The organism is Amycolatopsis sp. NPDC004747, assembly GCF_053601335.1.
In genome coordinates this window covers 40590-65925 of the sequence record NZ_JBSGBQ010000006.1, presented here as the reverse complement: position 1 = coordinate 65925, position 25336 = coordinate 40590, and the positions used below count along the sequence as shown (strand labels likewise).

Here is a 25336-nt window from a genome sequence, read left to right as displayed (position 1 = left end):
ATGGTAGATGCCTGGCAACCTCGCGTTTCGGTGTCCGTGGGCGTCCACGGATCACCGTTGACGACCTCCGCAATTGTCGCCCACTTAGTCACTCGCCTTCAGCGACCCCGGCTGCATGCAGGTAGGAAGTGTCTACCCCAGCTCCGGCACGAAGGAGCAACTTATGATCGCAAAGGAAGCACTAGGGACGAGTCAGGCCATCGGATGTCACATTCCGTAGCACGTAATCGACACTGGGAGCGTGGACGAGACGCAGCCCCTGCCCATGCTTACCGACCTGACCGAGCTTGAACAACGGGTAGTCGACACCGCCCGCCGCGGGGAAGTCGCCAGACCCGCTATCACGATGACGGTGGAGAATCTGGCGGTTACCGACGAACCCGAACTCCAGGTACGAGCCGGCCTGCTCCGCGAACTGCTCCTCGGCCTGCGCGGTGACCTCGACCCCCACGGAATCCAGATAGTAGATGTGCGGATCGTCGGACGGCTTGACCTCGATCACGTCACCGCCATCACTGGTCTGGGCCTAGATCGATGTGCGCTCCCTGATGGCATTCACTGCCAATACGCACGTCTTAGCCACCTCTACTTGAACGGTAGTCTGCTCGCCTGCCTGCACGCTGACGGCATCCGCACCGACAGCAACCTGTTCATGTCGGATGCCACCGTTGCAGGCGCCTTCGAGTTCGGGGCGATCCGGCTGCTCGGTGCCCGGATCGGCGGCCAACTCAACCTCGATCGCGTCACCATCACCAATCCCGCCGGACCCGCCCTGTACGCCGATGACCTCCACACCGACAGCAGTCTGTTCGTGCGGGATGCTGACATCACCGGCGCCGGAGAACTCGGCACGATCCGGCTGCTCGGTGCCCGGATCGGCGGCCAACTCAGTCTCGAACGCGCAACCATCATCAACCCCGCCGGGCCCGCCCTGGGCGCCGATGACCTCCGCGTCGGCAGCAGCCTGTTCATGCGGGACGCCGATATCACCAGCAACGGAGATCTGGGTGCAATCCGGCTGCCCGGTGCCCACATTGACGGCCAAGCTGTCCTGGTGGTGGCCCACCTCGCTGGCAGTTCAGGTCCACTTCTGGTCCTGCATGAGGCACAGATCGCCGGGGCGTTCAAGTTACCATCGGCGCTGGTGTGTAAGTCCGGTCGGCAGGGGATGAGCCGACGTGGTTGCCCTGACAGCGACCGCACCATCACCGCCCGCGGATTGACCTACCCCAGCCTTTCCACGATCTCGTGGCGGCAATGGTTGCATCTGCTGGTCCACCACACCGAGACTTACTGGCCTCAACCCTTCCAGCAACTCGCCGCAACCGAACGCGCCGCCGGCCACGACAACAACGCCCGCGAAATCCTCATCACCCAGCAAAACGACCTCCGCCGCCGCACACCGCAGGCTCTCGGCAACCGGCTCGCACAATCGCGACACGCGCTGTGGGGCTGGCTCGGCCGCTACGGCTACCGCGCCCACCGCCTCGTCACCGCCCTCGCCGTCGTCCTCACCCTCGCCGCCGCACTCAGCCTGCTCGCGGGGAACGTCACCACCCACCCCGGCCACCACGCCGCCGAACGCGTCCCACTCGCCACCGCGAAACCCACCGACCCCGGCACACCCTGCTCACCCGTCGAACTCATCGGCCTCGGCATCGACCGCGGCCTCCCCGTCGGCACCACCGGCATCCGCGCCCACTGCGACCTCGACACCACCACCGGCTGGGGCCAAACCTTCACCGCCGCCCTCTGGGTACTCCAAGCCCTCCTCTGGGGCCTGGCCACCCTCGCCATCGCCGCCTACACCGGCCTCGTCCGCAAACCCACTTGACATCCGTCGCCATTGCCGGTCGAGGGCTTCACGCTGGGGAGGCTAGGAATCCTCGTGTACACAGCACCTGGGGGCAGATCTGTGGATAATCCGCCGATTAGCCAGCCATAGGTGTTAATCAAGGCCGGACATGGGGACGCGCGGCGGATCGTTGTGCGTCTATGTCGCACTCGGCCGCTATTCTCATTGGATGCGTGTTGGCGTGTACGTGGACGGCTACAACCTCTACTACGGGGGCCGCCGATGGTTTGGCCGCGGCACACCCGGATGGAAGTGGCTGTCACCGCGCGATCTCGCCGCAACTCTTGTAGGTGAGCGCCGCAACTGGCCAGGAGCCCATATCGAACGGGTTATCTACTGCACAGCAAGAATTGACCCCAACGACACCCCTGGCCCCCACCGCGACCAAGACGTCTATCTCAAGGCCCTGAAGGCATCCGGCGCCGTCGACGACGTTGAGTACGGCTACTACGTCGCGAATGCAAAGAAGGTGCCGCTAGCTACCGAATCTCCGAATGGGCGACCGGAGATCTTCCAACCGACATCTGCACTCCCTCAGACAGACCTTCCACTGGAGATCATCACTGCCAAGAACGGCAACAAGATGGTGCGAGCGACTGCCCTAATCCGGGAAGAGAAGGGCAGCGACGTCAACGTTGCCTCCCACTTGCTTGTCGACGTGTTGAGCGGGGCCATAGACGCAGCAGTGGTGATCTCCAACGACTCTGACTTAGCGCTACCGGTTTGCCTAGCTCGCGACCGCGTACCGGTCGGTGTCGTGTGCCCCTCGCCGCACCAGGTTGCCGGCGCCCTGCGAGGGACGGCTAGCGACGGCGCTGGGCGTCACTGGTGGCGCAAGCTGACGCAAGCCGACTTCGTCGCTCATCAACTGCCAAACCCTGTCGGTCACCTCACGAGACCTCCCGGGTGGTGACTAACACCACACGCTCACCAACACCCCTCCTGAACAGGCGTTATGCCTCCGCACAGGAGAGACAGGCGGGAACTAAGTTACCTCTATCGTGTGAACCAGAGCGCACCAGTGGCAACTGATGTACCACCGTGGTACGTTCCCATTACACCCACCCAGTCCCCTTGCGGGGCTGGGTCTTCTTTTTGTCTCATATCGCTACGTTTTGCAACTGGTTGCACACCTCTAGCCATTTGCCGGTACCCAAGAGGCCGTCCCATGTCGGCACCTGACCACGGCTCTAGGCGGTCTTGATCAAGCCCATCCGATCAGCCATGCCCCGGACCTCGCGGGCCACGCCCTCGCGCCGAGCCCGGGCAAGCATCGTCGAGATGATCTCCCGGACGAACGGGTTCGTCCGGGTTCGGATGTGCCCCAGCTTCTCGGCATTGACCAGCAGGGCCAACACTTCCTCGTCAGGACGACGGATGCCATAAAGCGCGCGGGCGTGCTCGATCAGGAACGTGGTGCGGCGGGAGTCGATGGTCAGCTCGGCCGGGTCAACGGTCGCGGCCAGCCGCGCGGCTTCGGCGTGGTCGCCGCGTTCGAGGGCTGATGAGATGCGCCAGAGCACGACGTTGGCCGGGCTGAACAGCAGGAAGTTCTTGTTGCCGTATTCGACGTGTTCGGCCAGGCCGGCAGCTTCGTCGAGCGCTGCGGTGGCGTCGCCGCCCAGGACGGATTCGGTGTAGCCGGTTGTGAGGGTGAGGGCGCCGCGGACGTCGTAGGCGTCGGCCGGCACGTAGTCCAGGGCGCGTTCGGCGAGCTTGGATGCTCGCTTGTGTGCGCCGAGGCCGGACAGGGCCTGCGTGCGTGCGAACTCGGCGAGGGCGATCCAGCCGGGTTCGCCGAGCCGCTGCGCTGCCTCGTGGCCGCGGTCAGCGGCGATCCAAGCCAGCTCGAACGCGCCGAGACCCTTCGTCAGCAGGGCCGTGGTGTGGGTGGCGGTGACGAGCGAGCGGAGCGCGTCCGGCTTGTCGACGTGAGTGTGCAGGGCCAGCAGCAGTTCGGGGAGCCGGGCGCCGACCTCGGCGTCTTGGTTCGCCTGCCGCAGGGCTGCGACCAATTGCGTCTCTGACAGCAGTTGTGCGAGGTCGCCGATGGGCGGCTCGGTGCCGTCGAGGTCGGTGCTCAGCAGGGCGTCGCGGATGGCGGGGATGGCGGAGTCGGCCTGCGGGTCGCGGATTTCCAGTCCGTCGCCGGTGATGTCGGAGAGGCTGACGCGGAGCGCGCCGGCGATTGCGACCAGGGTTGAGCGTTTGTCGATCGCCGTGCGTTCGTTCTCGATCTTGGACAGGTAGCCCTTCGACAGGCCGGATAGGCCGGCGAGCTGTTCGAGGGACAGGCCACGCCAACGGCGAAGCCGGCGGATCGTGATGCCGATCGAGTCCATGCGCCTCAGGGTACAGACTTGGGTTTCCCAGCAGGAAACGTTTGTGACCTGCACCTTTGTACGGTCACTAACTATGCGTGATCGACGACGTACGCGACAGAGCACCGAGGGTGTGGACCAGCTCGGCGGTCCGGCACACGTCGAGGTCGAGGTACGGGATGACGACCGGATCGCGCTGATCAGCTCGGCGCCTCCAGGTGAGCCGATCCTGTTCAGCGCCGAGGCGGCCGCGCAGCTTCGGAACCAGCTGGGTGACGCGTTGACCGTCTCGCTGCGCGACGCTCGCACCGCTCGGGGGTGCAAAGCACCATGACCGCGGAGCACTTCGATGACCGACCAACGTTCCGGTGCGGTGCGTCGCTGTTCAACTCGGATGGTCAGCGGCTCAACGAGATCGATCTTGATACCTACCAGCATCCGCAGAAGCACGCGGACATGACCGATGTCGACTGGGAGCAGGCCGCCGCCGCGGTCCGGGCGTTCGACGTCGAGCGAGGGCTTCGATGACCGCCTTGGACGACGGCCCGATGACGGGCGCCAGCTCGCATCTGGACTTTTGGGAGTGGCACGAGTTCACCGGGGGCGACGGGTGGGCGCACCTGTACCTGGACTCGGAGATGGCCAGCCCGCGGCTGGTCATGCTGCTGCCTTGGTGCCTGACTGACGTCCGGTTCCCGCTGGAACACGACCGGCCCAGCATCAGCCGCCGCCAGGTGATCCCGAAGCCGGGTCGGGTGTGTCCGGTCTGCGCGGCCCAGAACGAGCGCCGGCGGATCGGGGGGCCACGTGCACGCTCGTGACCGCGAACTGCTCGCCGCGCTCACGAAGGTCAACTCCAAGATCGGAAGCGTCACGGTCGAGCTACTGACCCTCAAGGCGGACACTGTCGGCCTGCACATCCTCGGCTGCCAACTCGTCCACATCGGCGTTGCCCTCACCCGCCGCGCCGGCACCAAACCTGACGACTTCCCTGCTCACCAACCCCGACACAGAAACCCACGACCGAACGGAGCGGTCTGAACCGTGACCGAAACTGCCCTCCGACCAGCCGTCATCGCCCTGGCCGGCGGCCTGCGCGAAGCCCGCACCCAGCGCAGCATCGGCCTGCGCCGGCTCGCCGACATGATCGGCATCTACCCCGCCGTGCTGTCGAGCTTCGAACTCGGCCAACGCGCACCACAGGACACGATCGTGGCCCACATCCTCGGGGTCCTGCGAGCACCGCAAAGCGTGCGCGAGCACCTCATCGACCTGGCCCGCCGGTCCCACGACCACGACCTCATCGACCGAGACGGGCGCGCCGAAGCCCACTTGCGCACCGCCTTCGAACAGCGATCCACCCGCGTGACCGAATGGTCGCCCACACTCATCCCCGAAGTCCTGCAGACCGCTGAGTACGCCCGCGCCTTGCGCGACACCGGCCTGCTCGACCCGGAGGCCGCCGACGTAGGTTGTCTTCTCCGGACCGCACGTCAGCTCGCCCTGTCCGACGAACCCGGTCCACCGCACACCTTCCTGATCGGCGAAGTCGCCACGCGGCCCGACGCTTGCACCCCCGATGTCCTCCGCGACCAGCTCGACCACCTACGCACTTGGGCGAGAAAACCGCGGATCGGCGTGCGGATTGTCCCCGCCGCCGACTGCCCGCCCGGCCTGATCGAACCGTTCACCCTCTACGAACACCGCGCCGGCGCCCTCGCCGTCGCGCTGCGCCACCACCACGGCGCCGTCTACTCCACCCACCAAGCCGCCTTGACGACCTACGAGAACGCCGCCCGAGCACTACGACGCCACGCCACGGAGAACGCGTGGCCTAAGCCCTGGCCGACGCGCCGCCGCTGACTGCAATTTGCACAATTCAATTTCCGCCCCGGGCTTCCAGCGGGGCCACGCGGCCGACTAAGGTTCGGGGCCTCTCCGGTTCTGGGTGAAGGGAGATCGGGTGACGGCTGGGATCGTCGCGATCACCGTGCCAAACTCCGGCAGCGAGCTTCCGGGGCTCGCCGAATGGCTGCGCGGCGAAGACGAACTCCGCGGCCGTGTCCAGGTCTTCGATTCCGTCGTCGTCGGCGTTTCGAGCACCTCGGCCGACGTCTTCTGCCGGTCGCTCTTCGCGTGGCTGACGCGGTACCGGGAAGCGCGCGTCTCGCTGAAGGTCAAACGCTCGGGCGCCGCTGAGGAACTCGAACTCGACTTCGGGGCCGCGAGCGATGCCGACCAAGTTCTCGGTGCGGTGCAAGGGTTTCTCGACCAGCCCTGAACGACGAAAGGCCCGCACGGCGAACCGTGCGGGCCTTTTCGGTGGATCAGCGTGACGTTGTCGTTGTGGGGAAGGTGATGGACGGGAAGCCGTTGCCTTCCGACACGTTGACCGTGATGTTCTGGTCCCGGTTGATCATCGTGCCCGCCTGCGGGTTCTGACCCGTGATCGTGCCTTCGGGCGCGTTGCTCTGCTTGTCGGACTTCTGGTTCAGCTTTCCGGTCCAGCCCATGCTCTGCAGCTTCTCCGACGCCTGGTCGAAGGTCATCCCGGCCAGCTGCGGCATCTGGATCTGGCTCGTGCTGTCCGGTCCGGTGGACACGGTCAGCACGATCTGGCTGCCCACCGCCAGCTGCCCGCCGTTCGGGTTCTGGGTGATGACCGTGTCCTTCGGCACCGTCTCCGAAGCCTGGTCGACCCGCCTCGTCGTGAAGCCCTGGCCTTCCAGGCCCGCCTTCGCCTTCGAGTACGACTGGCCGGTGAAGTCGGTGACCGCCTTGAGCTGCTTCGACTTGCCCACCGTGATCTTCACGCTGGTGCCCTGGTCGACCTGGGAGTTCGCGGGCGGGTTCTGCCCCAGCACCAGGCCGGCCTGGTTCGGGTCGCTGACCTCGGTCTCCTGGACGGTCGGGTCGAGGGTCAGCTTCGCCTCGGTGAGCGCCTGCTCGGCCTGGTCACGCGTCTTGTTCTTGAGGTCCGGCACGTTGGCCTTGCCCGGCGCGACGCCGACGTACAGCGTGATCGTCGTGTTGGGCGCGACCGAAACCCCGACCGTCGGGTCGACCTTGACGACCCGGTTGACGTCGTCCTGGGTGCACGACGGGCTGCCGTCGGTCGGCTGCACCCCGCAGGTCACCGGCTTCTGCTCGACCTTGCCGTTGAACCCGCTGCTGCTCAGCATCTCCCGCGCCTGCGGGACGGTCTGGTGCACCACGTTGGGGATCGCCACGGTGCTCGCGTCGTTGCTCTTGAACGAACCCGCCAGCCACATGATCAGCAGCACCGCGCCCAGCACGAACACCGCGGCCACCGCGGTGAGGATCGTGCGACGCCGCCGCTTGGCGCGCGGGTCTTCGTCGTCCGGCTCGCTGTACTCGTCGTAGCGCTGCGGCTGCCGCCGGTCGGCGTTCATCACCTGCGTGCGCTCGTCTTCGGACATCACCATCGGCGCCACCGGGCGCTGGCCCGAAAGGGTGCGCACCAGGTCCGAGCGCATCTCCGCCGCCGACTGGTAGCGGTTCGCCGGGCCCTTGGCCAGCGCCTTCAGCACGACCGCGTCCAGCTCCGGCGCCACGGCGGGGTTCACCGATGACGGCGGGTTCGGGTCCTCCCGGACGTGCTGGTAGGCCACCGCGACCGGCGAATCACCGGTGAACGGCGGCTCGCCGGTGATCAGCTCATAGAGCACGCAGCCGGCGGCGTAGACGTCGGACCGGGCGTCGACCGACTCGCCGCGGGCCTGCTCCGGCGACAGGTACTGCGCCGTGCCGATCACCGCGGCCGTCTGGGTCATGGCGGACTGGCCGTCGTGCATCGCGCGCGCGATGCCGAAGTCCATCACCTTGACCGCGCCGTTCTTCGTGATCATCACGTTGGCCGGCTTGACGTCGCGGTGCACGATGCCGTGCCGGTGCGAGAAGTCCAGCGCCGCGCAGACGTCGGCCATGACCTCCATCGCCCGCTTCTGCGACATCGGGCCTTCGGTCTTGACGATGTCGCGCAGCGTCCGGCCTTCGACGTACTCCATGACGATGTACGGCAACGGCCCGAACTCGGTGTTCGCCTCACCGGTGTCGTAGACCGCCACGATCGCCGGGTGGTTCAGCGCGGCGGCGTTCTGCGCCTCCCGGCGGAAGCGCTCCTGGAACTGCGGGTCCCTGGCGAGGTCGGCACGGAGGATCTTGATCGCGACTTCCCGGCCGAGACGCACGTCGTGGCCGTGGTGGACCTCGGACATGCCTCCGTAGCCGAGCGTCTCGCCCAGCTCGTACCGGTTGGAGAGCAGTCTGGGTGTGCTCATCTCTGGATGCCGTTCCATTCCGTCCAAGGTGTGGTCATGAGGCCTTGCCGGCCCGCGTCGGTCGTGCCGGGAGTGTCCGCTGGGTAGAAGCTCGAAGACTGCTCCGCGGGCACCTGTCTGCCCGGGACCACCTGGCTCTGCGGCTGACCGTTGTGCGGCGGTGCACCGCTGCCGGCGCCCAGCATCTTCGCCACCAGAACGATGCCCGCCACCAGGACAACGAGCAGGATCGCGGCGAGAAGTGCCCACCAGCCCCACTGCGTCTTCTTCCGCGGGGCCGGCGGCATGACCTGCCGCGGGGCCGGGCGGGACGGCGGGCCGATGGCGATCATCGGGTTCATCGCGGGTGACGGCGGGCCGCCCGGCATCGGCTGCTGTTGCGGGGGCAGCTGCTGCTGGGGGATCGGCACCGGCATCGACGGGGGCGGCTGCTGCGGCACCTGCTGGGGCACCACCGGCTGCTGGCCCGTCGTGTAGGTGGCGTTCACCAGCCCGGACGGCGTGGGCAGCGGCAGCCCGGCGCGGACCGCGGCGACGGCGGACGCGAACTCACCGCCGTTGTTGTAGCGCTGCCGCGGGTCCTTGACCAGCGTCGCCTCGATCACCGCGCGCGCCGCGGGCGGCACGTCCGGCGGCAGCGGTGGCGCGATGTCGCGGATGTGCATCATCGCGACCGTCACGGCGTTCTCGGACAGGAACGGCCGGTGCCCGGCGAGGCATTCGTAGCCGCACACCGCCAGCGAGTAGACGTCGGACGCCGGCTCGGCCGGTTGCCCGAGCGCCTGCTCCGGAGCGATGTAGTGCGCCGTGCCCATGACCATGCCGGACCGGGTGACCGGGGCCGCGTCGGCTGCCTTCGCCACGCCGAAGTCGGTGATCTTCACCTGCCCGGCCGACGTCACCAGGATGTTGCCCGGCTTGACGTCGCGGTGGACCAGGCCGTGGGAGTGCGCGGCCTGCAGCGCGTTGCCCGCCTGCTCGAGCATGTCGAGCGTGAACTCCGCCGACAGCCGCCCGTGCTTGGCCAGCAACCCGGCCAGCGGGTCGCCGTCGACGAGCTCCATCACCAGGTAGGCGATCGACAGGTCGCCGTCGAGGATGGTCTCGCCGTAGTCGTGCACCGCGGCGATGCCGGGGTGGTTGAGGGACGCCGTCATCCGCGCTTCGGTGCGGAAGCGGTGGAGGAACTCGGCGTCGCCGGAGAGTTCGGTCTTGAGGATCTTGACGGCCACCGTCCGGTCGAGCCGGGTGTCGCTGGCTTGCCAGACCTCACCCATCCCGCCGACGGCGATCCGGCTCGTCAGCTTGTAGCGGTCGGCCAGCAGCTGACCGGAGGACAGCATGCGCTATCCACCCCCGAGCTTCGCGTTGATGGCCGCGCGGCCGATTTCCGCCGCGACCGTGCCGCCGGTGGCCGCGAGGCCGCGGTTGCCGCCGTCCTCGACGATCACGGCGACCGCGATCTGCGGGTTGTCGGCCGGGGCGAAGGCGGTGTACCAGGCGTGCGGGGCGGTGTTCTTGGAGTCCGTGCCGTGCTCGGCGGTGCCGGTCTTCGACGCGATCTTGACGTCCGCGCGCTTGCCACCGCCCTTGGTGAAGCCCTCGGAAGCGATCATCATGTCCTTGAGGATCGCGGCGTTCGACGACGACAGCGCCGCGGTGCCGGTGAGTTCGGTGGGGCTGTAGTCCTCGATCGTCGACAGGTCGGGGGCCAGCACCGACTGCACCAGCTGCGGCTTCATCGCCATCCCGCCGTTGGCCACGGTGGCCGCGAGAAGGCAGTCCTGCAGTGGCGTCAGCCGGACGTCCCGCTGGCCGATGCCGCTCTGGTAGAGCGCGCCCTGCGAGTCGAGCGGGCCGACCGTCGACGGGGCGACCTTCATCGGCACGGTCAGGTCGGTCTGCCCGATGCCGAAGTTGGCCGCCGTCTTCTTGATCTTGTCCGCGCCGAGCTGGCCGGCGAACTCCGCGAACGGCACGTTGCAGGAGTGCGCGAGCGCGTCCTTGAACGTGTTGCCAGGGCAGGTTTCGCCGCCGTAGTTCTCCAGCGTGACGTTCGTGTTCGGCAGCTTGGTGTTCGGTGCGGTGCTGACCTGGGTGTCCGGGCCCTTGCCGTCTTCGAGCACGGCCGCCGCGGTGACGAGCTTCATCGTCGACCCCGGCGGGTAGGTCTCGGAGATCGCCCGGTTCAGCATCGGCTTCTTCGGGTCCTTGTTGTTCGCGTTCCAGGCGTCGGTCTGGGCCTTCGACGTGTGCTGAGCGAGCTGGTTCGGGTCGTACGACGGCGTCGAGACCATCGCCAGGATCCGCCCGGTGCTCGGCTCCATCGCGACGACGGCGCCGGTGTAGCCCTTCTGCGTCATCAGGTCGTACGCGGCCTTCTGCACGGCCGGGTCGATGGTCAGCCGGACGTTGCCGCCGCTGGGGTCCCGGCCGGTGACCATGTCCGACAGCCGCCGCACGAACAGCCGCGGGTCGGAGCCGTTGAGGACGTCGTCCTCGGCGCGCTCCAGGCCGCCGGCGCCGTAGTTGATCGAGTAGTAGCCGGTGACCGGCGCGTACATCGGGCCGTCGGCGTAGGTCCGGATGTACTTGTACTTGTCGTTCGACGGGTTGATGCTGGCCAGCACCTCGCCGTTGGCCTGCGACACGATCTTGCCGCGCTGGCGGGCGAACTCGTCGTAGAGCACCCGGGCGTTGCGCGAGTCGTTGCGGTAGTCGTCGGCCTTCACCACCTGGATGTAGGTGGCGTTCGCCAGCAGTAGGACGACCATCACGAGCATCGCCATGCCCACCTTGCGGAGCGGGGTGTTCATGCCTGCGCGCCCCCCTCGGCCGGCGGGCGCTGCACGAGCACGGTGTGCGCCTCCGCGATCGGGGCCTGCGGCTGCTGCTGCGGCTTCGGGCGGGCGGCCGGCTTGCGGGCCGCGTCGGAGATGCGGAGCAGCAGCGCGACCAGGATGTAGTTCGCGAGCAGCGACGAACCACCCTTCGACAGGAACGGGGCGGTGATACCGGTCTCCGGGATGAGTTTCGTGACCCCGCCGACGACGACGAAGATCTGCATGACCATGGTGAACGCGAGCCCGCCGCCCAGCAGCTTGCCGAACGTGTCGCGCACGGCCAGCGCGCTGCGCATGCCGCGCATCGCGACCAGCAAGTACAGCATCAGCACCGCGGCCAGGCCGATGAAGCCGAGCTCTTCGCCGATCGACGCGGTGATGAAGTCGGTGTTGGCCTCGGGCACCATGTCCGGACGGCCGGCGCCGAGCCCGGTGCCGCCGACCCCGCCGGTGCCCAGCCCGAACAGGCCCTGCGCGAGCTGGTAGCCGCCGCCGGCCTGGTCGTAGGTGGCCAGCGGGTCCAGCCAGTTCGCCACGCGCTGCTGGACGTGCTTGAAGAGGTTGTAGGCGATGATGCAGCCGACCGCGAAGAAGCTCATGCCGAGGACGACCCAGATGACCCGCTCGGTCGCGACGTACAGCATCACCAGGATGACGCTGAAGAACAGCAGCGACGTGCCGAGGTCCTTCTCGAACACCAGGATGCCGATGCAGACGAACGCGGCGATCAGGATCGGGCCGAGGTCGCGGGCGCGCGGCAGCTCGACGCCGACGAGCTTCTTGCCCGCCACCATGAACAGGTCCCGCTTCGACACCAGGAACGAAGCGAAGAAGATCATCAGCAGGATCTTCGCGAACTCGCCCGGCTGGATCGAGAAGAACGGCAGCTTCAGCCACACCTTGGCGCCGTTGACCTCGGACAGGCTCGACGGCAGCAGCGCGGGCAGCGCCAGTGCGACGATGCCGATCAGGCCGGCGGTGTAGCCGTAGCGGGTCAGCGTGCGATGGTCGTTCACCACGATCAGTACCACGACGAAAAACACCAGAGAGATCACCGTGAACAGCACCTGTGCGGTGACCGCCGGCGTGTAGTCCCTGCTCTGCTGCGTGGCGCGCTCGGCCAGGGCCAGGTCGATCCGGTGGATCATCACCAGCCCGATGCCGTTCAGCAGCGCGACGCAGGGGAGCAGCACCGGGTCGGCGTACGGCGCCCACTTGCGGACGGCCAGGTGCGCGCCGGTCAGCACGCCGAGGTAGGCCAGGCCGAGCCAGATGATCGACGCGGTGAGCTCCTGCTCCTGGTTCGCCTCGACGATCACCAGCGCGATGGTGACGATGAACGTCGCGAACCCCAGCAGCACCAGCTCGGTGTTGCGGCGGGTCGGGACCTCGCGCGGCGGGTTCGTCTGGAACTGCGCGGCGAGCGGTTCGGCGGCGCGCGCGACGGGCTGGCTCATCAGTTACCGCCTCCCGTCGTCGGTGCCGTCGAACTCGGCGTCGAGCAGTCCCTCCCCGCTGGCTGGTTCGCCGACGACGGAGCGGTGGAGCCGGCCGGAGCCGACGGAGTCGTCGTCGGCGTGACCGGAGGGGTCGGCGTCGGGGACGGCTGACCGCCCGCCGGCGCGCAGTTGTTCAGGCGCTTGCGCAGCTGCAGGAAGTCGTCGATGTACTTCCGCGCTTCGTCGAGGCTGTCCTTCTTGACGCCGTTCTGCACCGCCAGCCGCGCGTCCTCCTGGAGCTGGGTGACGCGCAGCTTGTCCGTGCACACCTGGCTCGGCGGGCAGGACCCCTGCTCGTAGGCGTGCAGGTCGATGCCGAGAATGCTGCCGGGGACGCCGCGGTAGATCACGACCTCGCCGTCCGATCCCTCGCCGACATAGTACTGACTCAGCACGAAGTAGCGGGTCGCGATGGCCGCCGCGGCGAGCACCACGAGGACGACCAGCGCGCCGGCCAGCCACCGGAACCGCTTCCGGCGCCGGGCCTTCGGGTCTTCCTGGGGTTGCGGCAGCTCCTGGCGCGGCGGCGGGGGCGGCTGGGTGAGCGCCCTGGCCCGCGCCGCGGGCGAGTCGCCCTGGTGCCGTTCGTCGCTGCCGTCACCGGCGGCGCCGCCCACGATGGGCGCGTCCTCGCCGAAGTCGACGTCGACCACGTCGGCGATGATCACCGTGACGTTGTCGGTGCCGCCGCCCTTGAGCGCCAGCTCGATCATCCGGTCCGCGCACTGCTGCGGGTCCGGGATCTGCACGGCCTCGGCCAGCGTCTCGTCGCTGACCATGCCGGACAGGCCGTCCGAGCAGATCAGGTACCGGTCGCCGGAGCGGGCTTCGCGCACGGTCAGGCTGGGCTCGACCTCGTGGCCGGTGAGCGCCTTGAGCAGCAGCGACCGCTGCGGGTGCACCGCCGCCTCTTCGGGCGTGATCCGGCCCTGTTCGAGCAGCTCGTTGACGAAGCTGTCGTCGCGCGTGATCTGCGCGAACTGGCCGCCGCGCAGCAGGTACGCCCGCGAGTCGCCGACGTGCACCAGGCCCAGCCGGGTGCCGGCGAACAGGACGGCGGTGAGCGTGGTGCCCATGCCGTCCAGGTCGGGGTCCTGCGAGACGAGTTCGGCGATCGCGGCGTTGCCGTTCGCCACCGCCTCGCGCAGCTGGGCGAGGAGGTCGTCGCCCGGCTCGTCGTCGTCGAGCGGGGCGAGGGAGGCGATGACGACCTTGCTGGCGACTTCACCCGCCGCGTGCCCACCCATGCCGTCGGCGAGCGCGAGCAGGCGAGGGCCGGCGTACACGGAGTCCTGGTTGCTCGAACGCACCAGGCCCCGGTCGCTGCGGGCTGCGTAGCGGAGGACGAGAGTCATGGGCGAAGCTCGATCACCGTCTTGCCGATCCGGATGGGGACTCCGAGCGGGACCCGGAGGGGTGCAGTGACCTTAGCCCGGTCGAGATACGTCCCGTTCGTCGAGCCCAGATCTTCCACGTACCAGTCCTCACCGCGCTGGGCGATCCGGGCGTGCCGGGTCGACGCGTAGTCGTCGTCGAGCACCAACGTGGAGTCGTCGGCCCGGCCGATCAGGATCGGCCGTCCGTCCAGCGCGATGCGCGTCCCCGCCAGTGCGCCGTGGGTGACCAGCAGCTGCTGCGGGGACTTGCTGTTGCGCGGCTTCTTCTCCTTCTTGCGCCCGAAGGTCGGCACCTGCACGCGCATGCCCGATGCCGCGTAGAGGTCCGAGCGGACCACTCTGAGCGCGGCGAACACGAAGAGCCAGAGCAGCACGAGGAAGCCCACCCTGGTGAGTTGTACGACCAGCTCTGGCACTTGGTGTGTCCGCTCCCGACTCGTCCGTGCAGCCGCGACGCGGGTACGCCGCGGTCCCCCCGCACGTCAATTCTGCGGGAACAGTATTCCGGGTCCCGAGTCAGCCCTGTGTACGGAACACGAGGGACGAATGACCCACCCGGATGACGTCGCCGTCGGCGAGCTGCCAGGTCTGGACCGGGGTGCCGTTCACGGTCGTGCCGTTCGTCGAACCGATGTCGGCGAGCGTGGCGCTCTGGCCGTCCCAGGTGATCTCCAGGTGGCGGCGCGAGACCCCGGTGTCCGGGAGGCGGAAGTCCGCGTCCTGGCCGCGGCCCACGACGTTCCCGCCCTGCTTCAGCGAGTACGTGCGGTTCGAGCCGTCGTCGAGCTGCAGGCTCGCCGCGAGCTGGCGGCCCGGCGCCGGCGGGGCGTAGCCGCCCTGCTGGCCGTACGGGTCGCCGGCCGGCTGGCCGTACGCCTGCTGCTGGCCGTACTGGTCGTAGCCGCCCTGCTGCTGGCCGCCGTACTGGTCGTACCCACCCTGCTGGTAGCCGCCCTGGTCGTAGCCGCCGCCCTGGGGCTGGCCGTAGCCGCCCTGGTCGTAGCCGCCGCCTTGAGGCTGGCCGTAGCCGCCCTGGTCGTAACCGCCTTGGGGCTGGCCGTAACCCTGGTCGTACCCGCCCTGCTGCTGGCCACCGTACTGGTCGTAGCCGCCGCCCTGCTGGGGCTGGCCGTACTGGTCGTAACCGCCGCCTTGGGGCTGCTGGCCGCCGTACTGGTCGTATCCACCCTGCTGCTGGCCGTAACCCTGGTCGTACCCGGGCTGCTGGCCACCCTGCTGTCCGTAGCCGTACTGGCCCTGCTGGCCGTACGGGTCACCCTGGTCGTATTGGCCGTAGCCGGGGGGCTGGCTCATTGCTGGGTCTCCTGCGTTGCTGGGTCTGGCCGACCGCGGTGAACCGGCGCCTGAGGGGCGGGCGTCGGGATCGACGGACGAACGGGTCTTGAACTGTCCAGTATGCAGCGCCTCGTTGCGCTCGAGTGACACGACGACGTCACCATAGGTGTCCAGGCCCTCGGCGGCGAGGTGTTCCGCCACCGCCTTGGCCAGCACCTGGGTGACGCGGTGCTCGTCGCCGGCCATGCGCTCGTGGTCAGCCGCCCCCAGGGACACGATGTAGTGATTCGGGGCGAGCTGCCGACCGCCTGCCAGCTCACGAACGTTCTCCTCACTCTCCCGCTCCAGGGCGATCGCCACTTCCTGCGTGACGACGTTGCCACCGAACATGCGCGCGAAAGTGTTCCCCACCAGGTTCTCGAGTCGCCTGTCGAATCGTTCGGCGCGGCCCACCGGGGAAAACCTCCTCACGCTCGTGCTTCCGCATCGATCCTATCCGGGTGAGCCAGCCTCTACACGGCCCCCGGTGAAAGCCGTTAAAACGACCTGCTAGTCTTCTCTTCGCTGCCGCAAGGAAGCACTCGGGCGAGTGGCGGAATGGCAGACGCGCACGGTTCAGGTCCGTGTGTCCGAAAGGACGTGAGGGTTCAACTCCCTCCTCGCCCACCGAAAAGGGCCCCCGGCTATCGGCCGGGGGCCCTTTTTCACGGCTTGGACCAGGTCGTGGGGTATGTCACGAGTCGCCTGTTCGCCCTGGGCGAAGTTACGCCGTGTGGGTGGTGATCCAGTCCGCGATGACGTCCGCGCGGCTCGTCGTCTCGATGCCCGCGTGGGGGCAGTTGGGGCCTGTTGCCTCCAGGGAGACCAGCTGGTCCCCGATGAAGTAGGGGGCTCCGGAGTCGTACGTGCAGGCGCTCGTCGTGATCTCCGGGGCCGCGCCGCGGACACCCAGGGTGGTCGGGTCCACCTTGGCCACCGCCACCGTTCCCTGCTGGAGGCGGGTGGCCGGCTTGGGGTTGTCGGCCGTGAGGCTGCCCCAGCCCGCCAGGGTCAGCTGCTGGCCGACCTTCGGGGCCGCGCGGCTCACCGTCAGGGGCGTCACCGCGGTCACCGGGGAGTCGAGGCGGATCAGGGCGACGTCGTTCGCGTCGGCCTGGAGGACCTCGGTCGCCTTGCGGGCGATGCCGGATTCCGTGGCTTCGTCGGTCAGGCCCAGCGTCACCGTCGTCGGGTACGGGATCTTGCCCGAGACCCGGTCGCGGTGGGCGTCGTGGAAGCAGTGGCCGGTCGTCACGACCCAGGCGGGCGCGATGAGCGCGCCCGTGCAGTAGCTGCTGTACGTCGAGCCGTCCGGGCGCGGGATCTTCGTCATCGCGAGCTTCGCGACGAACCCGTACTGGCCCGGCGGGACGTCGGAACCGTGGGCGACGGCCCAGGCGGCGGGAGCGGTGGAGACGGTCAAAACGGCAGCGGCGAGCAGGGCGCGCAGGCGCATTCTTCCCCTTCGTCGAGTCGGTGGTCGACGTTCGACGTTAGGGCCGCCGCCGCGGGCGGGGAATTCCCTGGCCGGGCGTCACCCGGTGGTCCATCGGGTGACGCCCGGCGACGGGGTCAGCCGGTGTGCGCGGCGATCCAGTCCGCGATCACGTCCACGCGCGACGTGGTCTCGAGCTGGTTGTGCGGGCAGTCCGGCCCGGACGACTCGATCGACACCAGCTGCCCGCCGGAGCCGGCCGCCACGAAGTACGGGGCGCCCGAGTCGTAGACGCAGGCGCTCGTCGTCGACGTCGGGGCGACGCCGCGGACCGCGAGCGTCGCGCTCGCGACCTGCCCGACCTGCACGGTGCCCTGCTGCAGCTTGGTCGAAGGCGCCGGGTTGACCGAGGTGAGGCTGCCCCAGCCGGCCAGGGTCAGCAGCTGGCCCACCGACGGCGTGACGCGGTTGACCGTCAGCGGCGTGATGTCGGTGACGTCCTCGTCGAGGGTGGCGATCGCGATGTCGTTGGCGCTCGCCTGGTAGACGGTGACGACGTTGCGCGTCACCCCGGGCGTGCTCTGGTCGACGGTGCCGAGCAGCACGGACGTCGGGTACGGCACCGGCCCGGAGACCCGGTTGCGGTTGGCGTCGTGGAAGCAGTGGCCGGCGGTGATGATCCACCTGGCCGCGATCAGCGCGCCGGAGCACGCGCTGTTGTACTTCGTGCCGTTGGGCCTCGGGATGTCCGTCATGGTGAGTTTCGCGGCGAAGGCGAACTGGCCCGCCGGGACGTCGGCGCCGTTGGCCACGGCCGATGCCGGTCCGGCGGTGGCGAGCCCGGCGGCCAAGGTCAGGAGAGCGGCGGAAAGCACTGCGCGAACGCGCATCGGTGGATCCCCCTTGTCGTGCACCGGCGACGGTTGCCGGTGATCACCAGCGAGGGTAGCGACGGCGCGGGGGCCGGAAAGGCGCTGCATGGAGCAAAAACCGGCCCCGGCGCGGACGCCGGGACCGGTTTGCCGGAAAAGGGAAGAAAAGTCAGTGCACGCCGACCAGGTCGACGACGAAGACGAGCGTCTCGCCCGGCTTGATCACTCCGCCCGCGCCGCGGTCGCCGTAGGCCAGGTGCGGCGGGATCACCAGCTTGCGGCGGCCGCCGATCTTCATCCCGGCGACACCCTGGTCCCAGCCGGAGATGACCTGGCCGGCACCGAGGCCGAAGCGCAGCGGCTCGCCGCGGTCCCAGGACGCGTCGAACTGCTCGCCGGTCGAGTGCGAGACACCGACGTAGTGCACGGTGACGGTCTTGCCCGCCGTGGCCTCCGCGCCGTCACCGACGGTGAGGTCGGTGATCTCCAGGTCGGCCGGAGCTGGTCCGTCCGGGCGGTCGATGAGGGGCTTTTCCAAGGTCATGGGCCTTACCGTACCCACGCCCCGGACGCTGCGCCGATCGGACTACGCCCAAAGAGGGGAGAAACGCGAAAAGTCTTCACACTTAGCCTACTGCTCGGTAGCGTGCGCTTCGTCACTCTTCTGACTGAGGGGAGCCCCGGCATGCGACGACGCATCCGAGCCCTGACCATCACGGCACTGGGGGCCCTCGTGGCCGGGCTTACCCAGGTTGTCCTCACCCCGCCGGCCGCGCAGGCGGCCCTGTCCCCCGACGACTACTGCGGCGGGCAGTGCAGCGACATCCTCCCGCCCGGCGAAAACGGCAACGCCACCCTCGCCGACATCCTGGCGCACAAGCTGCTCGGCACTCGCCCAGCGCACGCCTCCGACCAGCTCGGGAAGTACGCCTCGCTGGCCGGCGGCTACAAGACGCTGACCACGGGCGCGATCAACCAGTACTTCAACGACTCCTCGTTCGGCGTCCCGGCCGACCAGGTGGCGAGCACGACGAAGCCACGCTCCGACGTCACGATCGTGCGGGACAAGGCCCTGGGCGTCCCGCACATCACCGGCACCACCCGCGCCGGCACCGAGTTCGGCGCCGGGTACGCGGCCGCGCAGGACCGGCTGTGGCTGATGGACGTGCTGCGGCACGCCGCCCGCGGCCAGGTCACCTCGTTCGCCGGTGGCGCACCGGCCAACCGCGAACTCGAGCAGCAGTTCTTCGCGAACGCGCCGTACACCGAAGCCGAGCTGCAGCAGCAGATCGACCGGACGGCCGCCAGCGGCCCGCGCGGCGCGCAGGGGCTCGCCGACGCGCAGGCCTACGTGGCCGGCATCAACCAGTACATCTCCGAGTCCTACAACGGCCGGTACTTCCCCGGCGAGTACGTGCTGACCGGGCACGTCGACTCGATCACCAACGCGGGGTCGATCGAACCGTTCAAGCTGACCGACCTGGTCGCGCTCGCCTCGCTGATCGGCGCCGAGTTCGGCGCGGGCGGCGGCGGTGAGGTCCAGAACGCCATCGCGAAGCTGGCGATGCAGGAGAAGTACGGCGTCGTGCAGGGCGAAAAGGTGTGGCAGAGCCTGCGGTCCGAGGACGACCCGGAGACGGTCAAGACGCTGCACGACGGCCAGACCTTCCCGTACGGCAAGACCCCGGCCAACGCGGCCGGCCGGGCCATGCCGGACAAGAACTCGGTGACTCCGCAGCCCCTGGTGTTCGACCAGACCGGCTCGGCCGCCACCGCGACGCCGTCCACTGTGGACGTCGCCACGCCCGCGGAGCTGGAGCCCGCCCGCGGGATGTTCGAGAACGGCGTGCTGCCGGCGAACATGCTGAGCGAGAAGCACGGCATGTCGAACGCGCTGCTCGTGTCCGGCGCGAAGACCGCCAGCGGCCACCCGGTCGCCGTGTTCGGCCCGCAGACCGGCTACTTCGCGCCGCAGCTGCTGCTCCTGCAGGAACTGCAGGGCCCGGGCATCAGCTCGCGCGGTGCGGCCTTCGCCGGGCTGAGCATGTACACGCTCCTCGGCCGCGGCCAGGACTACTCGTGGAGCGCGACGACGTCGGCGCAGGACATCATCGACACCTACGCGCTGCAGCTGTGCGACCCGAACGGCGGCACGCCGACGAAGGACTCGAACTACTACACCTACCAGGGCAAGTGCGTCCCGATGGAGACCGTGGAGGTCAAGAACGCCTGGAAGCCGACGGTCGCCGACGGCACCGCGGCCGGGTCCTACACACTGCGCAGCTACCGGACCAAGTACGGGCCGGTGCAGAGCCGGGCGACCGTCGGCGGCAAGCCGGTGGCGTACGCGGCGCTGCGGTCGTCCTACTTCCACGAGGTCGATTCACTGATCGGCTTCCAGGAGCTGAACGACCCGACCTTCGTCAAGTCCGCGGCGGACTTCCAGAAGGCCGCGGCCGACATCAACTTCACCTTCAACTGGTTCTACGCCGACTCCCGTGACATCGCCTACTTCAACTCCGGGGCCAACCCGGCCCGGCAGTCCGATGTGGACCCGAACATGCCGGTCTGGGGCGACCAGGGCCACGACTGGATCGGCTGGAACCCGGCGGGCAACCTCGCGACCTACACGCCGGCGTCGCAGCACCCGCAGTCGGTCAACCAGGACTACTACGTCAGCTGGAACAACGCGCAGGCCAACGGCTACGCCGCGGCCGGCGCGGACAAGTCCGCCGTGCACCGCGTCGACCTGCTCGACTCCCGGGTCAAGAAGCTGATCACCAGCGGCACCAAGGTCACCCGGGTCAACCTGACCCAGGCGATGGCGGACGCCGCGCTGGCCGACCTGCGGGCCGAGCGTGTCCTGCCGCTGCTGCTGCAGGTGCTCGACAAGACGCCGGCCACCGGCGCGGCGGCGGACGCGGAGGCGAAGCTCAAGACGTGGCTCTCCCACGGCCAGCTGCGCACCGAGACTTCGCCCGGCAGCAAGACCTACGCGGACGCGGACGCGATCCGCATCTTCGACGCGTGGTGGCCGCTGCTGGTCCAGGCCGAGTTCAAGCCGGGCATGGGCGACGCCGCCTACACGGCGATGACGAACGTGCTGGGCATCAACGAAAGCCCGTCCGGCTTCCAGAACGGCAACGGCCAGCACACCGGCCAGCCGCACAAGGGCTCGTCGTTCCAGTACGGCTGGTGGGGTTACGTCAGCAAGGACATCCGGCAGGTGCTCGGCCAGCCGGTGGCGGGCCCGCTCGCCCAGACGTTCTGCGGCGGCGGCGACGTCACCGCGTGCCGCCAGGCGCTCGTCGACTCGCTGACCACCGCCGCCGGCCAGGCCGCGAACACCGTCTACCCCGGTGACGCGTCCTGCTCGGCCGGTGACCAGTGGTGTGCCGACACGATCGTCCACAACCCGCTCGGCGGCATCACGCAGGACAAGATCAGCTGGCAGAACCGGCCGACGTTCCAGCAGGTCGTCGAGTACGCGGCACACCGCGGCGACAACATCGCCAACCTGGCGGCGACGAAGACGGTCAGCGCTACGAGCGCGGAGACCGGCTTCTACAACTCGCCGGCGTCGAACGCGATCGACGGCAACGCCTCGACCCGCTGGGCCAGCGACTGGAGCGACGACCAGGCGATCACCGTCGACCTCGGTTCGGTCCAGCAGGTCTCGCGGGTGCTGCTCAGCTGGGAAGCCGCGTACGGCAAGAGCTACCGGATCCAGCTCTCGCCGGACACGGTGAACTGGACGGACGCGGCCGTGGTCACCGACGGGGACGGCGGGCAGGACAACCTCGCCTTCGCCGCCACCCCGGCCCGGTTCGTCAAGATGCAGGGCGTCCAGCGCGGCACGAAGTACGGCTACTCGCTGTACGAGTTCGAGGTCTACGCGCACTGAGAAGCCCGGCCGGGGCACTCGCGGACGCGTGGGTGCCCCGGCCTCCCATTACCGTGAGGCGCATGGACGACTGGACGCCTCGCACCAAGGCCATCGCCGCCGGCCGGCCGCACGGTCCCGGCGAGCCGCTGAACACCCCGCTCGTCGCCACCAGCACCTACCAGGCCGGTGGCGATTTCGTGTACGCCCGCGGCGACGGGACGCCGACCTGGCACGCGCTCGAGGAAGCCGTCGGGGCGCTGGAGGGCGGGCACGCGACGGCGTTCGCGTCCGGCGTCGCCACCCTCTCCGCGGTGCTGGACCTGCTGCCGGTCGGTTCGCGGGTGGTCGTGCCGACGTTCAGCTACGCCGTGACGCGCGGGGTGCTGGCCCACGCGCAGCAGCTCGGCAAGCTCGCCGTCACGGAGCTCGACCCGGCCGACACCGACGCCTGGGTCGCCGAGGCCGCGACGTCGGACCTGATCTGGCTGGAGTCGCCGACCAACCCGACCCTCGACGTGATGGCCATCGAGACCATCGCGGCGGCCGCGCGCGGCCGGGTCGTCGTCGACAACACCTTCGCGACGCCGTTGCAGCAGCGGCCGCTCGAACTGGGCGCGGACGTCGTCGTGCACAGCGCGACCAAGCTCATCGGCGGCCACAGCGACCTGCTGCTCGGCATCACCGTGGCCAAGGACCCGGCCGTCGCGGCCGAGCTGCGCGGCGCGCGGACGCGGGTCGGGTCGACGCCGGGGGCCCTCGAAGCCTGGCTCGCCCTCCGGGGCCTGCGGACCATGCCCGTGCGGCTCGCGGAGCAGTCCCGCACCGCCGCACTGCTGGCTGCGCGGCTCGCCGAGCACCCCGCGGTGCGGCGCGTGCGCTACCCGGGCTTCGGGATGATGGTCTCCTTCGACCTCGCCGACGCCGAGACGGCGGACCGCTTCTGCGCGTCGGTCCGGCTGATCCGGTCGGCGACCAGCCTCGGCGGCGTCGAGAGCCTGGTCGAGCGGCGGGCGTGGCTGCCGGGCGAGGAGCGCGTCCCGCCCGGGCTGGTCCGGTTCAGCGTCGGCCTGGAAGACCCTGACGACCTGTGGGACGACTTGGTGATCGCCCTACCGGAGTAACGCGTCCCGCCGAATCGCCGATAGTCGCGACATCGCAGGTCAACGCGTTGGGAGTGCATCGTGGGCAGAACGCTGAGCAGGGTCGCCGGGGTTGTTTTCGCGGGTGCGCTCGCCACCTTCGCCGCCACGCCCGCCGCGCTGGCGCAGACGGAAACCAGCACGTCACCCACGGAAACCACCACGTCCACTTCGGAGACTTCCACTTCGGAAACTTCGACATCGAGCAGCCCGGCGAGCACCACGGCGCCTTCGTCCCCCACCTCGGCGACAACCCCTTCGCAGCGCACGAACGGTGACGTCAAGTCGACCGATCGGATGATCGCGCCCAAGGCACAGCCCGAGCTCAAGGGCGAGACCCAGGAGCCGCCGAAGGGCGACGACTACCAGGACAACACCGGCCACGGGTTTGTCGGCCTCGGCGGCGAAGGAGTCCTGGTCATCGCCTGCGCGGCCGGGAAGCCCAGCGGAGTCGCGACCCAGTACCTGAGCGTCACCGGTGGCCCGGACCAGGACGAGGCCGACGGCCGCCTGTGGAACTACTCGGTGCGCGTCGTCGACGCCCCGGCCGGCACCACCACCGCGAAGTTCAGCTGGACCTGCGGGGGTGTCGAGGGCAACGGCATCGTGGAGTTCGAGCAGAAGCAGCAGCCGCCGACCTCGACCGTCACCGCGACGAGCACGGTGACATCCAGCGCGCCCGCATCGAGCACCGCGCCGGTCACCACCGCGTCCGTCACCACCGCGCCGGTCACCACCGCGACCAGCTCCACGCCCGCCGGCAACGCCGCTCCGAAGGCCCAGGTCAAGGTCGCGCCCAAGGGCGGGGTCGAGACCGGCTTCGGCGGCACGGCCTGGTGACGGTCCGCCGGGCGGCCGCGGCGCTCGCACTGGCACTGGCGCTGGCCGGGTGCGGCACCGCCGAACCGCCGAAGGCCGCGCCACCCGCTCCAGTGCCGTCCTCGGTGCCGGTGACCGTGCCGTTCAAGGGACTGCGCCCGACATCGGTGAAGATCCCGAAGATCGGCGCGGAGTCCAGCCTGCTGGCCGTCGCCGTGAAGCCCGACGGTTCGATCTCCGTCCCTTCGGTGCACACGCCGATGCAGGCGGCCTGGTACAAGCTGTCGCCGGTGCCCGGCGACGTCGGCCCGGCGATCGTGCTCGGGCACGTCGACGGCGACAAGAAGCCGGGCATCTTCTCCAAGCTCAAGGACCTCGCGCCCGGCGACGAGGTCGACATCGACCGCAGCGACGGCAGGAAGCTGAAGTTCGTCGTCGACCGGGTCACGCAGGTCCCGAAGGAGACGTTCCCGCGCGACGCCGTCTACGGCAACAGCGACGACCCGGAGCTGCGGCTGATCACCTGCGGTGGCGCGTTCGACCACGCCGAGCACAGCTACCGGGACAACATCGTCGTCTACGCGAAGCTAGCCAACGCCTGAGCCGGGGTACGGGAACTTCGGCTTCAACGACGTCCCGGGGCACACCCAGCGCCGCATGCCCGCGTCGCAGACCGCGTAACCCCAGTTGATCAGCTGGTCCTGCGTCGTCTCCGACATCCGGGTCAGCCGGGTCTTCGTCTCGGCGAGTTTCCTGGTCAGCTCGACGGGGGCGGGCAGGGCGTCCGGCAGTTCGAAGTTCTCGATGTTGCTGTAGGTCGCCCAGTACGTCCCGGCGTAGGTCTTGTCCTCGTAGGACTTCAGCAGCGAGCCGGTGCGCAGCTCGCGGACCTGGTTGTCCATCACGGTCAGCACGCGCAGCAGCTGCATCGGCCAGTTGTGCCTCGGCTTGGCCTCGTGCTTCATCTTCTTGCCCGCGTCGCTGACCAGGACGGTGGCCCGCTGGTTCTCGATCGGGTCGAGGCCGAGGTTGTCGTACACGCCGGCGTCGCTCAGCACGATCTTGCGGCCGGGCTGGTGCGGGTCCGGGATCACCACCGGCGAGAGCATCGGCGGGAAGGCCGACGACGCCGCTACGGCGGTGGCCAGCGGGATCTGCCCGTGCGGGCCCGGCTGCCGGAAGAACCACCACAGCGAGCCGTCCTGCAGGCTGGTCGCGGTGAACACGAAGTTCGGCCCGGCCGGGTCGAGGTCCGCGAGGCAGCAGTCCCCGAAGAGGTGCTTCGCGTAGCGGCGTGCGAGTTCCTCGCCGGCACTGCGCCACGGCATCGCCATCGCCTTGAGCGTGACCGGAACGTCGAGGTTCGTCCGGGCGAGCTTCCGGATCGGCTGCACGACCTCCTTGCCGAAGTTCTCCGCGACGCCGTCTTCGCCGAACCACAGCTTGTTCCACGCGTGCGCCAGCACGCCCGCCGCGATCGAACCGCCGGAGACGCTGGAGACGGTGGTCAGCTTCGGCAGCCAGCCGAGCTCGTTGAGCCGCCAGAGCGCGCCGGCGTGGAAGAGCATTGCGCGGTAGCCGCCGCCCGAGAGCGCGAGGCCGACGCCGTCCCGTTTCGCCGAGTCCACGCGGCC

General features: G+C 69.1%; 24 protein-coding genes and 1 tRNA gene. 13 read left to right on the top strand and 12 right to left on the bottom strand.

Going from position 1 to position 25336, the window contains the following annotated elements:
- Positions 1 to 241 precede the first annotated feature (241 nt).
- Positions 242 to 1834, top strand: a complete 1593-nt coding sequence (locus ACWEGE_RS11405) for a hypothetical protein (RefSeq protein WP_449660333.1) — start codon at positions 242 to 244, stop codon at positions 1832 to 1834.
- Positions 1835 to 2024: 190 nt separating this feature from the next.
- Entirely contained in the window at positions 2025 to 2768 is a 744-nt protein-coding gene (locus ACWEGE_RS11400; RefSeq protein WP_449660332.1) for an NYN domain-containing protein, read from the top strand.
- A gap of 277 nt (positions 2769 to 3045) precedes the next feature.
- Here ACWEGE_RS11400 and ACWEGE_RS11395 read toward each other — a convergent pair whose 3' ends face one another.
- On the bottom strand, positions 3046 to 4197 hold the full coding sequence (locus ACWEGE_RS11395) for a helix-turn-helix domain-containing protein (protein ID WP_449660331.1): 1152 nt from the start codon (positions 4195 to 4197) through the stop codon (positions 3046 to 3048).
- A 112-nt stretch (positions 4198 to 4309) separates the two neighbouring features.
- Here ACWEGE_RS11395 and ACWEGE_RS11390 point away from each other — a divergent pair, with 112 nt between their 5' ends.
- The 6 genes from ACWEGE_RS11390 (at position 4310) to ACWEGE_RS11365 (ending at position 6457) form a co-directional block, all read left to right on the top strand.
- Positions 4310 to 4510, top strand: a complete 201-nt coding sequence (locus tag ACWEGE_RS11390; protein ID WP_449660330.1) for a hypothetical protein — start codon at positions 4310 to 4312, stop codon at positions 4508 to 4510.
- Positions 4507 to 4704 (top strand): hypothetical protein, encoded by a 198-nt coding sequence (locus ACWEGE_RS11385; protein WP_449660329.1) that lies wholly within the window; start codon positions 4507 to 4509, stop codon positions 4702 to 4704. The genes ACWEGE_RS11390 and ACWEGE_RS11385 overlap by 4 nt, the downstream gene beginning before the upstream one ends.
- Positions 4701 to 4997, top strand: a complete 297-nt coding sequence (locus ACWEGE_RS11380; RefSeq protein WP_449660328.1) for a hypothetical protein — start codon at positions 4701 to 4703, stop codon at positions 4995 to 4997. The genes ACWEGE_RS11385 and ACWEGE_RS11380 overlap by 4 nt, the downstream gene beginning before the upstream one ends.
- Positions 4984 to 5217, top strand: a complete 234-nt coding sequence (locus ACWEGE_RS11375; protein WP_449660327.1) for a hypothetical protein — start codon at positions 4984 to 4986, stop codon at positions 5215 to 5217. Before ACWEGE_RS11380 ends, ACWEGE_RS11375 begins: the two co-directional genes overlap by 14 nt.
- A gap of 3 nt (positions 5218 to 5220) precedes the next feature.
- Positions 5221 to 6039, top strand: a complete 819-nt coding sequence (locus tag ACWEGE_RS11370; protein WP_449660326.1) for a helix-turn-helix domain-containing protein — start codon at positions 5221 to 5223, stop codon at positions 6037 to 6039.
- A 100-nt stretch (positions 6040 to 6139) separates the two neighbouring features.
- Positions 6140 to 6457 (top strand): effector-associated constant component EACC1, encoded by a 318-nt coding sequence (locus tag ACWEGE_RS11365; protein ID WP_449660325.1) that lies wholly within the window; start codon positions 6140 to 6142, stop codon positions 6455 to 6457.
- A 46-nt stretch (positions 6458 to 6503) separates the two neighbouring features.
- Here the strand turns inward: ACWEGE_RS11365 and pknB are convergent, their stop codons facing one another.
- From pknB to ACWEGE_RS11330, 7 genes are all read right to left on the bottom strand, one after another.
- Complete coding sequence (gene pknB / locus ACWEGE_RS11360; RefSeq protein ID WP_449660324.1) at positions 6504 to 8477, bottom strand: Stk1 family PASTA domain-containing Ser/Thr kinase; 1974 nt, start codon at positions 8475 to 8477, stop codon at positions 6504 to 6506.
- Entirely contained in the window at positions 8474 to 9820 is a 1347-nt protein-coding gene (locus tag ACWEGE_RS11355; RefSeq protein WP_449660323.1) for a serine/threonine-protein kinase, read from the bottom strand. The genes pknB and ACWEGE_RS11355 overlap by 4 nt, the downstream gene beginning before the upstream one ends.
- Positions 9821 to 9823: 3 nt before the next feature.
- A complete protein-coding gene (locus tag ACWEGE_RS11350) occupies positions 9824 to 11293 on the bottom strand; it encodes a peptidoglycan D,D-transpeptidase FtsI family protein (RefSeq protein WP_449660322.1) in 1470 nt (489 codons plus the stop codon).
- On the bottom strand, positions 11290 to 12777 hold the full coding sequence (locus ACWEGE_RS11345) for an FtsW/RodA/SpoVE family cell cycle protein (protein WP_449660321.1): 1488 nt from the start codon (positions 12775 to 12777) through the stop codon (positions 11290 to 11292). Before ACWEGE_RS11345 ends, ACWEGE_RS11350 begins: the two co-directional genes overlap by 4 nt.
- On the bottom strand, positions 12777 to 14174 hold the full coding sequence (locus tag ACWEGE_RS11340) for a PP2C family protein-serine/threonine phosphatase (RefSeq protein WP_449660320.1): 1398 nt from the start codon (positions 14172 to 14174) through the stop codon (positions 12777 to 12779). Before ACWEGE_RS11340 ends, ACWEGE_RS11345 begins: the two co-directional genes overlap by 1 nt.
- Entirely contained in the window at positions 14171 to 14632 is a 462-nt protein-coding gene (locus ACWEGE_RS11335; RefSeq protein ID WP_003079002.1) for an FHA domain-containing protein FhaB/FipA, read from the bottom strand. The genes ACWEGE_RS11340 and ACWEGE_RS11335 overlap by 4 nt, the downstream gene beginning before the upstream one ends.
- Before the next feature lie 100 nt (positions 14633 to 14732).
- Positions 14733 to 15965, bottom strand: coding sequence for a DUF3662 and FHA domain-containing protein (locus ACWEGE_RS11330; protein ID WP_449660319.1), 1233 nt, complete (start codon positions 15963 to 15965; stop codon positions 14733 to 14735).
- A gap of 130 nt (positions 15966 to 16095) precedes the next feature.
- Between ACWEGE_RS11330 and ACWEGE_RS11325 the strand changes: the two genes are divergently transcribed.
- Positions 16096 to 16178: transfer RNA gene (locus tag ACWEGE_RS11325), tRNA-Leu, on the top strand.
- 97 nt (positions 16179 to 16275) lie between these two features.
- Here the strand turns inward: ACWEGE_RS11325 and ACWEGE_RS11320 are convergent.
- The 3 genes from ACWEGE_RS11320 to ACWEGE_RS11310 form a co-directional block, all read right to left on the bottom strand.
- On the bottom strand, positions 16276 to 17007 hold the full coding sequence (locus tag ACWEGE_RS11320) for a S1 family peptidase (protein WP_449660318.1): 732 nt from the start codon (positions 17005 to 17007) through the stop codon (positions 16276 to 16278).
- Positions 17008 to 17123: 116 nt separating this feature from the next.
- Positions 17124 to 17876 carry a S1 family peptidase gene (locus ACWEGE_RS11315; RefSeq protein WP_449660317.1) on the bottom strand — a complete coding sequence of 251 codons (753 nt, stop codon included), beginning with the start codon at positions 17874 to 17876 and terminating at the stop codon, positions 17124 to 17126.
- 151 nt (positions 17877 to 18027) lie between these two features.
- On the bottom strand, positions 18028 to 18402 hold the full coding sequence (locus ACWEGE_RS11310) for an FKBP-type peptidyl-prolyl cis-trans isomerase (protein ID WP_449660316.1): 375 nt from the start codon (positions 18400 to 18402) through the stop codon (positions 18028 to 18030).
- 141 nt (positions 18403 to 18543) lie between these two features.
- Between ACWEGE_RS11310 and ACWEGE_RS11305 the strand changes: the two genes are divergently transcribed.
- The 4 genes from ACWEGE_RS11305 (at position 18544) to ACWEGE_RS11290 (ending at position 24304) form a co-directional block, all read left to right on the top strand.
- On the top strand, positions 18544 to 21762 hold the full coding sequence (locus ACWEGE_RS11305) for a penicillin acylase family protein (RefSeq protein ID WP_449660315.1): 3219 nt from the start codon (positions 18544 to 18546) through the stop codon (positions 21760 to 21762).
- Positions 21763 to 21824: 62 nt separating this feature from the next.
- The gene (locus ACWEGE_RS11300; RefSeq protein WP_449660314.1) at positions 21825 to 22865 is read left to right on the top strand and encodes a trans-sulfuration enzyme family protein; all 1041 of its coding nucleotides are present in this window, start codon (positions 21825 to 21827) and stop codon (positions 22863 to 22865) included.
- Positions 22866 to 22925: 60 nt separating this feature from the next.
- On the top strand, positions 22926 to 23723 hold the full coding sequence (locus tag ACWEGE_RS11295) for a hypothetical protein (protein ID WP_449660313.1): 798 nt from the start codon (positions 22926 to 22928) through the stop codon (positions 23721 to 23723).
- Positions 23720 to 24304 carry a class F sortase gene (locus ACWEGE_RS11290; RefSeq protein ID WP_449660312.1) on the top strand — a complete coding sequence of 195 codons (585 nt, stop codon included), beginning with the start codon at positions 23720 to 23722 and terminating at the stop codon, positions 24302 to 24304. Before ACWEGE_RS11295 ends, ACWEGE_RS11290 begins: the two co-directional genes overlap by 4 nt.
- On the opposite strand, the gene ACWEGE_RS11285 is transcribed toward ACWEGE_RS11290, so the two are convergent.
- Entirely contained in the window at positions 24290 to 25330 is a 1041-nt protein-coding gene (locus ACWEGE_RS11285) for a patatin-like phospholipase family protein (RefSeq protein WP_449660311.1), read from the bottom strand. The genes ACWEGE_RS11290 and ACWEGE_RS11285 overlap by 15 nt on opposite strands.
- Positions 25331 to 25336: the final 6 nt, after the last annotated feature.

Bases quoted from the DNA above. Each gene is read 5' to 3' on its own strand.
- ACWEGE_RS11380 (WP_449660328.1), top strand. From the start codon at position 4,701: ATGACCGCCTTGGACGACGGCCCGATGACGGGCGCCAGCTCGCATCTG.
- ACWEGE_RS11395 (WP_449660331.1), bottom strand. From the start codon at position 4,197: ATGGACTCGATCGGCATCACGATCCGCCGGCTTCGCCGTTGGCGTGGC.
- ACWEGE_RS11320 (WP_449660318.1), bottom strand. From the start codon at position 17,007: ATGCGCCTGCGCGCCCTGCTCGCCGCTGCCGTTTTGACCGTCTCCACC.
- ACWEGE_RS11315 (WP_449660317.1), bottom strand. From the start codon at position 17,876: ATGCGCGTTCGCGCAGTGCTTTCCGCCGCTCTCCTGACCTTGGCCGCC.
- ACWEGE_RS11385 (WP_449660329.1), top strand. From the start codon at position 4,507: ATGACCGCGGAGCACTTCGATGACCGACCAACGTTCCGGTGCGGTGCG.
- pknB (WP_449660324.1), bottom strand. From the start codon at position 8,477: ATGAGCACACCCAGACTGCTCTCCAACCGGTACGAGCTGGGCGAGACG.
- ACWEGE_RS11300 (WP_449660314.1), top strand. From the start codon at position 21,825: ATGGACGACTGGACGCCTCGCACCAAGGCCATCGCCGCCGGCCGGCCG.
- ACWEGE_RS11350 (WP_449660322.1), bottom strand. From the start codon at position 11,293: ATGAACACCCCGCTCCGCAAGGTGGGCATGGCGATGCTCGTGATGGTC.
- ACWEGE_RS11345 (WP_449660321.1), bottom strand. From the start codon at position 12,777: ATGAGCCAGCCCGTCGCGCGCGCCGCCGAACCGCTCGCCGCGCAGTTC.
- ACWEGE_RS11355 (WP_449660323.1), bottom strand. From the start codon at position 9,820: ATGCTGTCCTCCGGTCAGCTGCTGGCCGACCGCTACAAGCTGACGAGC.
- ACWEGE_RS11310 (WP_449660316.1), bottom strand. From the start codon at position 18,402: ATGACCTTGGAAAAGCCCCTCATCGACCGCCCGGACGGACCAGCTCCG.
- ACWEGE_RS11305 (WP_449660315.1), top strand. From the start codon at position 18,544: ATGCGACGACGCATCCGAGCCCTGACCATCACGGCACTGGGGGCCCTC.
- ACWEGE_RS11340 (WP_449660320.1), bottom strand. From the start codon at position 14,174: ATGACTCTCGTCCTCCGCTACGCAGCCCGCAGCGACCGGGGCCTGGTG.
- ACWEGE_RS11400 (WP_449660332.1), top strand. From the start codon at position 2,025: ATGCGTGTTGGCGTGTACGTGGACGGCTACAACCTCTACTACGGGGGC.